11 protein-coding genes are annotated in these 14,292 nt (G+C 67.0%); 4 read left to right on the top strand and 7 right to left on the bottom strand.

Annotation, left to right across the window (positions count from 1 at the left end):
• The 5 genes from AB7O82_RS30965 to acnA all read right to left on the bottom strand — a co-directional run.
• Positions 1-579, bottom strand: a 579-nt coding sequence (locus AB7O82_RS30965) for an AMP-binding protein (protein ID WP_428621020.1), incomplete at its 3' end; no start/stop codon positions are given.
• A gap of 285 nt (positions 580-864) precedes the next feature.
• Complete coding sequence (locus AB7O82_RS30960; protein ID WP_428550465.1) at positions 865-1,536, bottom strand: nitroreductase; 672 nt, start codon at positions 1,534-1,536, stop codon at positions 865-867.
• Positions 1,537-1,542: 6 nt separating this feature from the next.
• Complete coding sequence (locus AB7O82_RS30955; RefSeq protein ID WP_428550467.1) at positions 1,543-2,664, bottom strand: alpha/beta fold hydrolase; 1,122 nt, start codon at positions 2,662-2,664, stop codon at positions 1,543-1,545.
• Complete coding sequence (locus tag AB7O82_RS30950; RefSeq protein ID WP_428550469.1) at positions 2,664-3,218, bottom strand: DinB family protein; 555 nt, start codon at positions 3,216-3,218, stop codon at positions 2,664-2,666. The genes AB7O82_RS30955 and AB7O82_RS30950 overlap by 1 nt, the downstream gene beginning before the upstream one ends.
• A 17-nt stretch (positions 3,219-3,235) precedes the next feature.
• Positions 3,236-5,923, bottom strand: a complete 2,688-nt coding sequence (acnA, locus tag AB7O82_RS30945; protein ID WP_428550472.1) for an aconitate hydratase AcnA — start codon at positions 5,921-5,923, stop codon at positions 3,236-3,238.
• 50 nt (positions 5,924-5,973) lie between these two features.
• Between acnA and AB7O82_RS30940 the strand changes: the two genes are divergently transcribed.
• Positions 5,974-7,032, top strand: a complete 1,059-nt coding sequence (locus AB7O82_RS30940; protein ID WP_428550475.1) for a tetratricopeptide repeat protein — start codon at positions 5,974-5,976, stop codon at positions 7,030-7,032.
• Between the two features lie 53 nt (positions 7,033-7,085).
• Here AB7O82_RS30940 and AB7O82_RS30935 read toward each other — a convergent pair whose 3' ends face one another.
• Positions 7,086-7,880: an alpha/beta fold hydrolase gene (locus AB7O82_RS30935; RefSeq protein ID WP_428550477.1), complete on the bottom strand. Its 795-nt coding sequence runs from the start codon at positions 7,878-7,880 to the stop codon at positions 7,086-7,088.
• Between the two features lie 170 nt (positions 7,881-8,050).
• Here AB7O82_RS30935 and AB7O82_RS30930 point away from each other — a divergent pair, with 170 nt between their 5' ends.
• Both AB7O82_RS30930 and AB7O82_RS30925 read left to right on the top strand, forming a co-directional pair.
• The gene (locus AB7O82_RS30930; protein ID WP_428550479.1) at positions 8,051-8,731 is read left to right on the top strand and encodes a response regulator; all 681 of its coding nucleotides are present in this window, start codon (positions 8,051-8,053) and stop codon (positions 8,729-8,731) included.
• The gene (locus tag AB7O82_RS30925) at positions 8,728-10,083 is read left to right on the top strand and encodes a sensor histidine kinase (protein WP_428550482.1); all 1,356 of its coding nucleotides are present in this window, start codon (positions 8,728-8,730) and stop codon (positions 10,081-10,083) included. The genes AB7O82_RS30930 and AB7O82_RS30925 overlap by 4 nt, the downstream gene beginning before the upstream one ends.
• 160 nt (positions 10,084-10,243) lie before the next feature.
• Here the strand turns inward: AB7O82_RS30925 and AB7O82_RS30920 are convergent, their stop codons facing one another.
• Positions 10,244-11,800, bottom strand: a complete 1,557-nt coding sequence (locus AB7O82_RS30920; protein WP_428621019.1) for an ABC transporter substrate-binding protein — start codon at positions 11,798-11,800, stop codon at positions 10,244-10,246.
• Between the two features lie 762 nt (positions 11,801-12,562).
• Between AB7O82_RS30920 and AB7O82_RS30915 the strand changes: the two genes are divergently transcribed.
• Positions 12,563-14,292 (top strand): AMP-binding protein (locus AB7O82_RS30915; RefSeq protein WP_428621017.1); only part of this gene is annotated, 1,730 nt, incomplete at its 3' end.

Genomic DNA, 14,292 nt, shown 5'->3' with positions numbered 1-14,292 from the left:
GCCGCCGCGCAGGCCCTCGTCGGCGGTTATCACGATGTTGCTGTCGCAATCGACGATGCGGTTGGCCAGGCTGTCCGGCGAGAAGCCGCCGAACACCACCGAATGGATGGCGCCGATGCGCGTGCAGGCCAGCATGGCGTAGGCCGCCTCGGGGATCATCGGCAGGTAGACGGTGACGCGGTCGCCCTTCCTGACGCCGAGCTGCTTCAGCGCGTTGGCCATGCGGCAGACCTCGGCGTGCAGCTCGCGATAGGTGATGTGCTTCGATTTCGCCGGATCATCGCCTTCCCAGAGGATCGCCGTCTGGTCGGCGCGCTTGGCGAGATGGCGGTCGATGCAGTTGGCCGAGACGTTCAGCGTGCCGTCGTGGAACCAGCGGATGTGGACGTTGCCGGTGTAGTCGACATCGCGCACCGCGCCCGGGCTGAACGGCTTGATCCAATCGACGCGCCTGGCGTGCTCGGCCCAGAAGCCCGCGGGATCCTTGACCGAGGCCTCGTACATCGCCTTGTACTTGGCATCGTCGACATAGGCACGCTTGGCCCATTCGCCGCTGACATCGATCAGTTCATCGCTCATGGCTCTCCTCCGGTGGCCCGTTTTGCCGCCATTTCTCCGGTTTTAGCCCGCGCCCGGCGACCTGGGCAATCCGACTTTGGGCGAGCCGTCCTCCTCCCCAGCTTCGCTGGGGAGGTGTCGCCGTCATACGGCGACGGAGGGGTCATGACTCTTCTGTTGGACCGCGGGCGTCTCGCCCGCTCATGATCATTTGCATGTTCGGGCGTGTCGCCAGCGGTCCAAGACAAGAGTCATGACCCCTCCGTCCGCGAAGACGCGGACAACCCCAGCGCAGCTGGGGAGGAGTCACTGATCGAACCAGGTCGTGAAATCCTGGATCGGGGCGCGTTCGGTGACGAGGTTGTTGGGGATTGCCTCGGGGTCGGCGTAGCCAAGCGCCAAGCCGCAGATCACGATCTGGTCGTCGGGGATGCCGAGCTCGCGGCGCACCACGTGCTGGTAGCGGCTGAACGCCGCCTGTGGGCAGGTATGCAGGCCCTTCTCGCGGGCGAGCAGCATGAGCTGGTCGAGGAAGATGCCGCAGTCGATCCACTGGCCGCCACCCATGCGCCGCTCGACGCACAGGATCATGCCTACGGGTGCATCGAAGAACAGGAAGTTGCGGCGGAACTGCTTCAGCATGCCGGCGGCATCGCCGCGCGGCACGCCGAGCACGGTGTACAGCTGCTTGCCGACCAGCTTGCGGCGCTGGTCGTAGAGCGGCGTGAATTCCTTGGGATAGACGTCGTACTCGCCGCCGGGCCCGTTGTCGCCGGCATCGATCGCCTTGAGGATGGCGCCGGACAGCCGTTCGCGCGCCGGGCCGATGGTGACGTAGAGCTTCCATGGCTGCAGGTTGCCGTTCGAGGCGGCGCGCGTGGCGTTGGCGATGATCCATTCGACGTCGGCCCGCGACACCGGATCGGGCTTGAACGTCCGCATCGAGCGGCGGGTGGCGATGGCTTCGGACACAAGCATGAAAGTTCAGCTCCGATTGAGATGGCGGCGCAGGAAGTCGAAGAGCTTACGACGCGCCAGCGCATTCTGCTGCTCGCTGAAGAAGTGCGTACCGCTCTGCACGATGAAGACCTCGACCTCCTTGCCGTGCGCACGCAGCGCCTCCTCCATGGCGAGCGTCTGCGCCACCGGCACGTTCTCGTCGTTGTCGCCGTGTATCAGCAGGACCGGCACGTCGATCTGGGTCACCCGCAGGATCGGCGAGCGCACCGGCAGGCCTTCCGGGCCGCACAGATCGTCGAGATAGTCGCGGATGAAGGGGTTGGCCTCGCGCCAGCGCGCGAGGTCGGTCGGCGCGTAGAAGGAGGCGACCGCGCGCACCGGCGGCCTGTGCGCCGCCGTCAGCAGGGCGACCTGCCCGCCCATCGAGGCGCCGACCAGCCCGATCCTCTCGCGATCGACCAGCGGCCGCTTGGCGAGCCAGTCGATGGCGGCCAGCACGTCGAGCGGCTGGCGCAGGCCCTGGTCGTTCTCGCCTTCCGAGCCCAGCCAGCCGCGCAGCGACAGGGCCAGCGCGGCATAACCGTTGGCCGAGGCGGCCCGCGCCAGTCCCGTCATGGTGTGGGCGTGGCCGGCGAAGCCGTGCAGCAGGATCAGGGCCGGATAGGGCGGCTTGCCGGTCTGCGGCTTGAAGAGATAGCCCCCCAGGGTAACGCCGTGTCCCGGTACGCGGACCTGCTCGGCATCGGCGAGGTCGGGCAATTCATCCCAGCGATGGACGACCTCGATCGGCACGCCGTCGGGATCGCGGAAGCCCACCGAGTAGTAGCCCGGTGCGAAATAGTCGAGCTCCTGCGGCGGCTGCAGGATCTGCGCCCCGGCTTCGCGCAGCTCCAGGTGGACGAGATCGACCTGGGCACGGCTCTCGGCCGACACGGCAAGCCACAGCGCGCCCGGCCCGTATGACACGCCGTCCTTGGCCTGGCGCATGACGAAATGGTCGTAGCCGCGCGACCACATCACGCGGTCGGGTCCCGCCCACACGCGATGGAAGCCCAGCATTGGCAGCCACAGGCGATGGAAGGCAACGGAGCGCGCCAGGTCGCTCACCTCGATTGCCGCACCGGCAAACGACGGGCGCGGCCGCATCACGTCTCGGGCAGGCCGAGGGCGCGCAACTCGTCGGCTCGAAGGTGCTGCTCGCCGGCCAGGAAGAACTCGTCGAGCTGCGGCGGCTTCACCCTCGTGCCGCTCAGCATCGCATGGGCCTGGCCGCGATGATGGATCTGGTGCTGGAAGAGATGCGCGAGAACGGCCGCCACCGGGCTGGGCGGCGGCCGGCGATTGGGCCGCGGCAGCACGCAATCGCCGACCAGCGATTGGTCGGTCTGGCGCTCGCAGAACGCGATCAGGCGCCGATCGCTGGCGAGCTGCGCCTCCCGGAGGGTGCCGGCATCGGCGAAGTCGGGCGGCGGGTCATGGTAGCGCTCGAGGACGGTCGGATCGCCCAGCAGCGCATCGATGTAATAGATGTCGACCCAGAGAATGTGATTGAGCGTGGCGCGCAGCGAGGGGAAGAAGCTCGTGCGCGGCGCGGCGAATTCCTCGGCGCTCAACGCCGTGCAGGCGCCGAGCAGCCGATTGTTGGCCCAGGCATTGTTGCGGGCCATGGCGACGAAGTGGCCGACAAATGCCGTCGCCATGCCCGTCTTGCCGCCGCTCAGGCTGCGTGCGCCAGGTTGCGCAGCACGTAGTGCAGCACCCCGCCGTTCTTGAAGTACTCGACCTCCTCGGCGGTATCGATGCGGCAGGTCAGCGTGATGGTGTCGCTGGTGCCGTCGCGGCGATGGATGGTGAGCGGCACGTCCATGCCGGGCGAGAGCGTGCCGTCGATGCCGCCGACGTCGAAGCTCTCGTGCCCGGTGAGGTTCAGCGTCTTGCGCGTCATGCCGTCCTTGAACTGCAGCGGCAGCACGCCCATGCCGACCAGGTTGGAGCGATGGATGCGCTCGAAGGTCTCGCATACCACCGCCTTGACGCCGAGCAGGTTGACGCCCTTGGCCGCCCAGTCGCGCGAGCTGCCGGTGCCATATTCCTTGCCGGCGATCAGGATCTGCGGCGTGTGCTCCTTCTTGTAGCGCATCGCCACGTCGAAGATCGGCTCGGGCTGGTCGGTCTGGAAGTGATGGGTGAAGCCGCCCTCGATGCCCGGCACCATCTCGTTCTTGAGGCGGATGTTGGCGAAGGTGCCGCGCATCATCACCTCGTGATTGCCGCGCCGCGTGCCGTACTGGTTGAAGTCCTTGGGCTCGACGCCGTGCTCGAGCAGGTAGGAACCGGCCGGGCTGTCCTTCTTGATCGAGCCGGCGGGCGAGATGTGGTCGGTGGTGATCGAATCGCCGAACTGGCCGAGCGGGCGGGCACCCTGGATGTTGCCGAGCGCGCCGGGCGTCTTGGGCATGCCGTCGAAATAGGGCGGGTTGCGCACGTAGGTCGACTTGTCGTCCCAGCTATAGGTCAGGCTGGGCTTGGTCTTGATGCCGCGCCAGAACTTGTCGCCCTTGAAGACGTCGGCGTAGCGCTTCTTGAAGGCCTTGGCGGTGACGAACTTGTCGACCAGCTTCTGGACCTCCATGTTGGTCGGCCACAGATCCTTGAGATAGACCGGCTTGCCGTCCTTGCCGGTGCCGATCGGATCCTTGGTGATGTCGATCTTCATCGAGCCGGCGAGCGCATAGCACACGACCAGCATCGGCGAGGCGAGGTAGTTGGCCCGGGTCAGCGGATTGACGCGACCCTCGAAGTTGCGGTTGCCCGACAGCACCGCGCAGACCACCAGGTCGGCGTCGTTCACCGCCTTGGTCACCGGATCGGGCAGCGGCCCCGAATTGCCGATGCAGCTTGTGCAGCCGTAGCCCACCAAGTTGTAGCCGATCTTGTCGAGATCCTTCTGCAAGCCGGAGGCCTGGAGATACTCGGTGACGACCTGCGAGCCCGGCGCCAGCGAGGTCTTGACCCATGGCTTGACCTTGAGCCCGTGCTTCACCGCATTGCGCGCAATCAGGCCGGCGCCCAGCATGACGTAGGGGTTCGAGGTGTTGGTGCACGAGGTGATCGCGGCGATGACGATGTCGCCATGGCCGAGATCGTAGTCCGCGCCCTCGCAGGCAACGCGCTTGCCGTCGTCCTTGCGGTCGAACTCCTTCTCCATGTTGGCGACGAACTGTGACGCCGCCTGCGACAGCGGCACGCGGTCCTGTGGGCGCTTGGGGCCGGCCAGGCTCGGCTCGACCTCGCTGAGATCCAGGTGCAGCGTGTCGGTGAAGATCGGCTCGGGCGACTTCTTGGAGCGCCACAGGCCCTGCTTCTTGGCATAGGCCTCGGTTAGCTTGGCGGCAGGGCCGCGGTTGGTCGTCTTGAGGTAGCCCAGCGTGATCTCGTCGACCGGGAAGAAGCCGCAGGTAGCGCCGTACTCCGGCGCCATGTTGGCGATGGTGGCGCGGTTGGCGAGCGGCAGCTCGGCGAGGCCCTCGCCGTAGAACTCGACGAACTTGCTGACCACGCCCTTCTTGCGCAGCATTTGCGTCACGGTCAGCACCAGGTCGGTGGCCGTCGCGCCCTCGCGCAGCTTGCCGGTCAGATTGAAGCCGATCACGTCGGGGATGACCATCGGCTGCGCCTGGCCGAGCATGGCGGCCTCGGCCTCGATGCCGCCGACGCCCCAGCCGAGCACGGACAGGCCGTTCACCATGGTCGTATGGCTGTCGGTGCCGACCAGGGTGTCGGGGTAGGCGACGGTCTCCTTTCCTTCCTTGCGCGTCCACACGACCTGGGCCAGGTACTCGAGATTGACTTGGTGGCAGATGCCGGTGCCCGGCGGCACGACGCGGAAATTGTCGAACGCCATCTGGCCCCAGCGCAGGAACTGGTAGCGCTCGAGGTTGCGCTCGTACTCGAGCTTGACGTTGGCGCCGAAGGCGCTCGAATTGCCGAAATTGTCGACGATCACCGAGTGGTCGATGACCAGGTCGACCGGCACCAGCGGGTTGATCTTCTTGGGATCGCCGCCCAGCGCCCCCATGGCGTCGCGCATGGCCGCAAGGTCGACGACGGCCGGCACGCCGGTGAAATCCTGCATCAGGACGCGGGCCGGCCGGAAGTTGATCTCCTTGGCCGACTTGCCGCCGTTCTTCAGCCAGTCGGCGAAGGCCGCTATGTCGGCCTTCTTGACGGTCGTACCGTCCTCATGGCGCAGAAGGTTTTCCATGAGGACGCGCAGCGACACCGGCAGGCGCGAGAGGTCGCCGACTTCCTTTTCGACCGCCTTGAGGCTGAAATAAGTATAGCTCCTGGTGCCGACCTTCAACGTCTTGCGGGCCTTGAAACTGTTGGGGTGGGCGGCGGCCATCGGCGAAACTCCTTGCGGTCGGGCATGCATCGGGCTGGCAAAATAGGAGCATGATCCCAGCGAGGCAATCGGCGGATGCGGGCACCGGCCCGTTGTGCCAGATTGCCGGCATGCGACGGGAATTGGCTCGCGCAATCGCCGCCTTTGCAGTCCTCGTGACCGTGTCCGGCACGGCCTTGGCGCAGCGCAACGCCGTCGAGTCCTGGGACCCTTCGGCGCGCGACTTCGGGCGTTCCGGCGAGCCGCTGGGGCTGCCTGCCGACGGCCGCCACACTACCCTGGATGCGCTCAACAGGATCCTGGCGAGCAGCAAGCTGTCGGCCTTCGACCGGTCGATCTATCTCAGCATCCGCGCCTACCAGCTGAGCCGGCTGGGCCGCGAGGCCGACAGCCAGAAGGACATCGCCGAGATGGGGCGGGTGCTGCCGACGGCCTGGCAGCTCGTGCTGTCGGGCACGGTGCCCGAGCTGGCGGGCGGCGGCGACCGTGCCGCGGCCCTGCGCACGCTCGACAGCGCCCTGCAGCGCAAGCCGGGTGATTCATGGCTGGTGATCGCCCAGGCCCAGGTCTATATGCAGATCGCCGACTTTGGCCGTGCGCTCGAGCTGCTGAATGCGGCGCTGGCCAGCGCGACCACCCAAATCGACCGGCGCACGGCCTTGTTCTATCGCGGCCATGCCGAGTTCAATCTCGGCCAGTACGCCCAGGCGGCGCAGGATTTCGAGGCCACGCTGCCGGGCCGCACCACGCTCAAGTCGCGGCTGGGCCCGCTGGTCTGGCGCTACGCCGCACAGGTCCGCGCCCGTCAGGATGCCCGCGGCACGCTCGCGCGGGAGATCGGCAGCGAAAGCCTCGACGAATGGCCGGGAGCCATCGTGCGATTCCTGCTTGGCAGGCTGCCGGTCGGCGAGCTCGAGGTGATCGCCGAAGCCGACGACCTCGCCAAGCGCAGCAACGGCAAGTGCCCCGCCGCCTTCTTCATCGCCATGGACGCGCTGCGCCGCGGCGATCGCCAGCGTGCCCGCGAGCAGCTCCAGCTCGCCCAGGCGCGCTGCCCGACCGTGTCCGAGTTCAACTGGGCCGCGACCAGCGAGCTGAAGCGGCTGTAGCGGCGGCGTCCAGCCTTTTCCTCCCCGATTACGGGGGAGGAAGTTCCCGTCCACTACCGCACCAGCGCCAGGGGCGCGATGAAGCGGGTGATCTCGGCCAACACGTAGACTGGTTGCTGGAGATGCGGACTGTGGCCGCAGTCGGGGACCAGGCGGGTTTCACAGTAGCCGCCGACCTTGCCGGCGATCAGGCCAAGTTGCAGCTCGCTGCCGTATTCGTCGTCCTCGCCCTGGATCGCCTGCACCGGGACCATGATGCGCGGCAGTCGTGCGTCGGCGTCCATCGGCTGGAAGCCCGGCGCCAGCCACGCATCGGCCCAGAGGTGGAAGGCGTGGTCGACATGGGTGTGGTACTTCGCCAGGCGCTGGCGCAGGTCGCCGGTCGCGAAGGCCGCGCGCACTTTTTCTATGCTGGTCGTGTTGACTGGCTCATTGACGACGTGAGCAGCCAACGTCACCACGGCGCGCAGCGGCTCGGGATCGGCGGCGGCATAGTTGAGGGCGATCGTGCCGCCGTCGCTATGGCCGATCACGACGCAATCCTCGATGCCGAGCGCCGCGAGCAGGTGGGGCAGCACGAGGTCGGCCTCGACCGCCATATAGGCGCGGCCCGGATCCGCAGGCCACGGGGTCGAGCCGCCATAGCCGGTACGGTCGTAGACTACGCCCGGGCAGCGCGTGGCGTCGCAAAGCTTCTGCGGGAAGTCGCGCCACATCTCGATGCAGCCCAGGCCCTCGTGCAGGAACACGAGTGTCGTGCGCTCGAGCCCGTCGTCGTGGCGTGGCGCGAGGCGGCGCGTGCGCAGGCGGCGATCGCCGAGATCGATCAGCTGGTCGGCAGGATTCACACCCCAGATGTAGCCAAGACGCGGCGGTGTGAGAAGGTGCCCGGGATCGACGGCGGCACGGTGAGGAACAGGAACGGCGCGGGCGGCATGCCGCCGTTCAGACCCGACTCATCCCATATGCGAGACGTGCTAGACTTGCAGACGGCCAATCAATCCGGAGATGCGCACCGATGCGGGTGCTCCTGGTCGAGGACAATGCCGAGCTGGTCACCCTGCTGAACAAGGGCCTTGCACGGGGTGGGTTCGCCGCCGACTCCGTGAGCACGGCCGGCGATGCGGCACATGTGCTGTCGACCATGCGTTACGCCGCCATCGTGCTCGATCTCGGCCTGCCGGATGACGACGGGCTGACCCTGTTGCGCGACCTGCGCCGTCGTGGCGATTCGACGCCGGTCCTGGTGCTGACGGCGCGGGACGGAGTGAGCGACCGGGTCAACGGCCTGCGCGAGGGAGCCGACGACTACATGGCCAAGCCCTTTGCCATGGAAGAGCTGGTCGCCCGCCTGCAGGCCTTGCTGCGCCGTCCGGGCAACCTGCTCGGCCGGCGCTTGACCTTCGGCAACGTTGCGCTCGATACCGAGGGACGGCAGGTGATCATCAATGGCACCGTGCGGTCCTTCCCCGCGCGCGAAACGGCCGTGCTCGAGATTCTGCTCCGGCGCAGCGGCAACGTGGCTCCGAAGCGCCTGTTCGAGGACCACCTGTTCGGGTTGTCGGGCGATGTCGGCTCCAATGCGGTCGAGGTCTATGTCCATCGGCTGCGCAAGATGCTGGCCGATGCCGGCGCCACGGTGAAAATTCATACCGTGCGCGGGGTCGGCTACCTGATGGCCGAGGAAAAGGGCGGGTGAAACGATCGCGATCGATCATTTCGCGGGTCGTGGCGCTGCACGTCGTCGCGATCGGCGTCACGTCGATCCTGATGCCCCTGGCCCTCTACCTGCTGCTCGACCAGGTCGTCAACAGCCTGCATCGCGACGCTCTGCGCAGCCAGGCCAACACGATCGGCAGTTTCCTGCGGCCGCAGCGCGGCGGCGGCGTCGCCCTCGATATTCCCGCCGAGCTGCAGCCGCTCTACTCGGTCGACTACGGGCTCTACGCCTATGCCGTGCTCGACCAGGCAGGCGGCGTCCTGTTTTCCTCGCGCGACGACGGGGCGGCGTTGTTCCCGCCCGCGAAATTGGGCGACTGGATCATGCGCAAGCGCAGCACGGGCTCCGTGCTGTTCGGCATCAGCGTCGCCCGGACGGTCGGCGATCGGATGTACTGGATCCAGGTCGGCCAGGACCTGGCGCATCGCGACGTCATTGTCGACGACATCGTCAACTCGTTCTTCCCGCGGGTGGCGTGGATCACCTTTCCGATCCTGCTGGTGCTGTTCCTGTTCGACATCCTGATCTTCCGCCGTGCCCTCGATCCGGTGCGCGCCGCCTCGATGACGGCGGCGTCCATCGGGCCGACGCGTACCGACGTGCGCCTGCCCGAGCAGTCGCTGCCGGCCGAGATCGTTCCCCTGGTCCATGCCGTCAACCAGGCGCTCGACCGCCTCGAGGCGGGCTTCCGTGCCCAGCGCGACTTCACCGCCGACATGGCGCACGAACTGCGAACGCCGCTTTCCATCATGCGGGCGCGCGTCGACGCTCTGGAGCCCGGCCCGGCGCGCAACGCCTTGCGGGCCGACGTGATCGCCATGACCCGCACGGTGAGCCAGGTTCTCGACATTGCCGAGCTCGAAAGCTTCGTCGTCCGCGAGGATGCGCGGGCCGACCTGCAGCTGGTCTGCGCCGAGGCCGTCGCCATGATGGCGCCGCTCGCCGTCGACAGCGCCAAGACCATCTCCCTCAGCGGCGCGGAGGGTTCGGTTTGGGTGCGCGGCCATCCCGAGGCGTTGTTCCGCGCCGTCCGCAACCTGATCGAGAACGCCATCCGCCACACGCCCAACGGCGGCGCCGTCGACGTCGAGGTCTCGACCGACTGCGTGGTGCGCGTCCTCGACGATGGACCGGGCGTGCCGGAGAGCGAGCGCGAATCGATCTTCCGCCGGTTCTGGCGGCGCGATCGGCACGATTCGAGCGGCCGCGGCCTCGGCCTCGCCATCGCGGCGCGCGTTGCCGAAACCCACGGCGGCAGTATCACGGTCGACAATCGGCGCGGCGGCGGGGCGGCCTTCACGCTGCGCCTACAGCCGGCGGCCGTGTCTTGAATGAGGGGCCGGAGGTTCGAAGCTTCCCGGGGACGCCGGCCTACGCCACAGCCCGCCATAGCCACCCGATAGCGGGCCACAAGATCGATCGAGCCGGTAACCGCCTCGTCCGGACCGCGTGCGTCCGCGCGGTCCGAACGACGTTGAAATCGGGCAAGCGCTAGCCCTGGCCCTTCAGGGTTACGTCCTCGTACGGCGCGGAGTAGGCATGGCCCTTGATCAGGCCGAGCCCGGACTCGCCCACGCGCTTGCCGAAACCGTTCAGGAAGGCGAGCTGCCAGATCGGTGCGTAGATGCTGCGCTCATGCATGATTTGCTGCGCGCGCTGCAGTTGGGCGGTGCGCTTCGCGACATCGAGTTCCACCGCCTGCTGGGCGAACAGCTCGTCGATCTCGGGATAGCTGCCGTAGGCATAGCTGCCGTCCTTGACCACGAACGCTGCCAGCCGCGTCGCCGCATTGCCGAACGCGCCGGAGGCGCCCTGTATGATGTTCTTCAGCTTCTTCTGGGAGTAGGCGCTGAAGAAAGCGGCTCGCTCGAGCGGGCGCATCTTCACGCGGATGCCAGCTTCCTGCAGGTAGTTGATCAGCGCCTCGGCGACATTGGAGTACGACGTATCGCAGTAGTAGTCGCCGGCATCGAAGCCGTCCCGGTATCCCGCTGCGGCGAGGAGCTGCTTGGCTTTCGCGGGGTCGTATACCGCCGGCGGCGGCTTCCAGTAGAACTCGAAGTTGTCGGGAATGATGCTGTTGGTGATCGGCGAGTGGCCGAGCGTGAGCGCTTCGGAGACGGCCTTGTAGTCGATCGCCAGCCTCGCCGCCTCGCGCACGCGCTGGTCGTGCCACGGCGACTTCGGATCCCACTGGTCGGCGAAATAGAGCCAGAAGGGGGCCTGGATCACCACCGACTTCAGGGTGAGGCCCGGCGTCTTGCGCAACTCCTCGGCCAACTCGCCGCGGATCGAATAGGCAAGGTCGACCTCGCCGCGCTTCAGCGCCGCAAGTCGCGTCGCCTCCTCGGGAATCACCTTGAAGACCAGCCGCTTCACGGAGGGCTTCCTGCGCCAGTAGCCGTCGAAGGCCTCCATCACCAGCTCCACCCCGGGTGTGAAGGAGACGAAGCGGTATGGCCCGGCTCCGATCGGTTCCTTCTTGAAGCCGTCTTCGCCGACTTTCTCGACGTATTTCTTCGGCACGATCCAGCCTGCTCCGGTGGCTGAACTGTAGAAGGTCAGGAAATCCGGCCACGGCTTCTTCAGCACAAAGCGCACGGTCCGCGAGTCCGGCGTCTCCACCGTCGCCACGCGCTCCTTCATCTGCGCCGCCGAGGTGCCGCGATAGCGTTCGAAGGAGAACTTGACGTCCTCCGCCGTCACCGGCTCGCCGTTGTGGAACTTGGTCCCGGCGCGCAAGGCGAATTGGTAGCTGAGCCCGTCCGGCGCCGCCTTCCAGCTCTCCGCCAGGCACGGCTCGGCGGCGTTGCCCGGCATCGGCTTCACCATGCCGTCGTGCAGGGCATACATGATCATGAAAGGCGTGATGATGCCCGGCGTCTCCGCCGGATCGAACCAAGTGGGTGCGAGCGTGGTGTGCACGCCCCATGTCAGCTGGTCCTCGGGGCCGGCGGCCAGTGCCGCGCGCTGCCCGCCGGCTGCCAGTCCCAACGCGGAAAGAACGAGCAACTCCCGACGGCTTACGCTTCCCGTCTTCACACCCATGTTCGCCTCCCTGGTGGCTCCTGTTCGTGATGTCGTTTCTCGAACTCGAACTCGTGAGTGCGTGATCCCGCGCACGGCTGCCGCACAAGCAACCGCGAACGCTGCGGGCTAGAGGTTCTGCTCTAGGCCGGCTGCCTCATGACCTGCCTTCGCTGAAACCATCGCTGCCTCCCTGACTACGCCCGCTTCGACGCGGGACTGTGATCCTCATCGGGATCTTGGACCCAACGCTAAGGACAAGAGTGGAGCCGAGCAACGAAATTCCGATATGCAAGAAATCTCATGCTACTGGGAGCGGGTGGGCCTGGATGACCAGGAAGCTCCCCCAAGCGGTGGCCTGCCGCCCATGCACCCCGGCGAACTTCTGCTATTCCCACCTTGAAAGTGGCGTGAATACCCCCTTCGCTCGTGACAACGTGGCCGCACTGGGGCTCGGCTGTACTTGGGCGTTCGCAAGTGTCGGGCTCCCTGAGAAGCCATGAATGCGTTGGCAGCGAGAGGGGCGGGGGATGACTATCTCGTGACCGCGAACTGCCTTGGGCAAAGGGGCATCTTTGCCGCGACCTAGTGCATCCCGCATGGAAAGGGAGTTTCTGCAGTCAATCGCCCCGCTGAAAGCCGCGGCCTTCCGCCTTGGCGAGGCCGAGACACTGACCGGCCGGCGGCTGGCTTGACCGGCGCAAATCGACTGTGGCTATGTGGCCGGGGAAATCCGCCGCAGACAACAACAAGCGCGGCGGGGCACAGGGAGTGCAGTCGGGGATGACCACGCCAGCGGCTGACGGCCGAACCGAGGATCGCGACACCTTTCCCAAGTTGCTCGCCCTGCGCGCTGCGACGGGCCCCGACCGGCCGGCCTACCGCGAGAAGGAGTACGGCATCTGGCAGACCTACCGCTGGGCGCGGGTCGCCGACGAGGTCCGTCGGCTGGCGGCCGGCCTCGCCGATCTGGGCTTCCGGCGTGGCGACCGCCTGATCGTGGTCGGCGACAATCGGCCACGCCTTTACTGGTCGATCTGCGCCGGCCAGTCCCTGGGGGGCGTCCCCGTGCCGGTCTACCAGGATTCCGTGACCGACGAGCTTGCCTATGTCGTCGAGCATGCGGGGGCCCGGTTCGCCATCGCCGAAAACCAGGAGCAGGTCGACAAGCTGCTGGAAATCCGGCGCCGGGTGCCGGCGCTCGAGGTCGTGATCTTCGTCGATCCCCGTGGCCTTCGACATTATGCCGACGTGCTGGCCTACGAGGCGGTGCAGGAGCGCGGCGCCAGGCGTCTCGAGGTCGAGCCCGGGCTGGTCGACTCCGAGGTCGCCCGGGGGCAGGGCGCCGACGACGCCATCATGCTCTACACCTCGGGCACCACCGGACGGCCCAAGGGCGCGGTGCTGAGCTACGACAACCTGGTGTGGGCGGCGCGCGCCGGCGCCGAATTCGACGGCCTGCGCGAGGGCGACGAGCTGCTCTCCTACCTGCCGATGGCCTGGGTCGGCGATCACATCTTCTCCTACGCCCAGGGTTACGTCGTCGGGCTGGTCGTCAATTGCCCGGAATCCGCCGCCACCGTGATGACCGACCTGCGCGAGATCGGGCCGACCTACTATTTCGCGCCGCCGCGCGTACTCGAGAACCTGATCACCCAGGTCACGATCCGCATGGAGGATGCGGGCTTCATCAAGCGCTGGCTGTTCCAGTTCTTCATGACGGTGGCGCGTCGCGTCGGCCCGGCGCTGCTCGACCGGCGGAGCGTCGGCATCGGCGATCGCCTGCTCTACGGGCTCGGCAACCTGCTGATCTACGGCCCGCTCAAGAACACGCTGGGCATGAGTCGCGTGCGCGTGGCCTACACCGCGGGCGAGGCAGTCGGGCCCGAGATCTTCAATTTCTATCGCGCGCTCGGCGTCAACATGAAGCAGCTCTACGGCCAGACCGAAGCGTCGGTGTTCGTCACCATCCATCCCAACGGCGAGGTCTATCCCGACACGGTCGGCAAGCCGGTCTCCAGGGTCGAGCTGCGCATCGCCGAGTCGGGCGAGGTGCTTTATCGCAGCCCGGGCGTGTTCAGGGAGTACTTCAAGAACCCCGAGGCGACCAACGACACCAAGACGGCGGACGGCTGGGTCCATACCGGCGATGCGGGTTATCTCGACGAGCGCGGCCATCTGCGCATTATCGATCGCGCGCGCGACGTCGGCCGGCTGAACGACGGCACCCTGTTCGCCCCCAAGTTCATCGAGAACAAGCTGAAGTTCTTCCCGCACATCAACGAGGCGGTGGCGTTCGGGCACGGCCGCGACTTCGTTGCCGTCTTCGTCAACATAGACATGACGGCGGTCGGCGACTGGGCGGAGCGGCGCAACATCGCCTACGCGAGCTACCAGGAACTGGCCGGCCTCAAGGAGGTACACGACCTAATCGAAGGCGAGATCGCCCAGGTCAATCGTGACCTCGCCGCCGATCCGCGCATGGCCGGCGCCCAGATCCGCCGCTTCCTGAT

This window comes from Reyranella sp. (genome assembly GCF_050185545.1).
Taxonomy (GTDB): Bacteria; Pseudomonadota; Alphaproteobacteria; order Reyranellales; family Reyranellaceae; genus Reyranella.
Note: the sequence above shows the minus strand (reverse complement) of the source record. Positions and strands in the feature narration are given on the sequence as shown.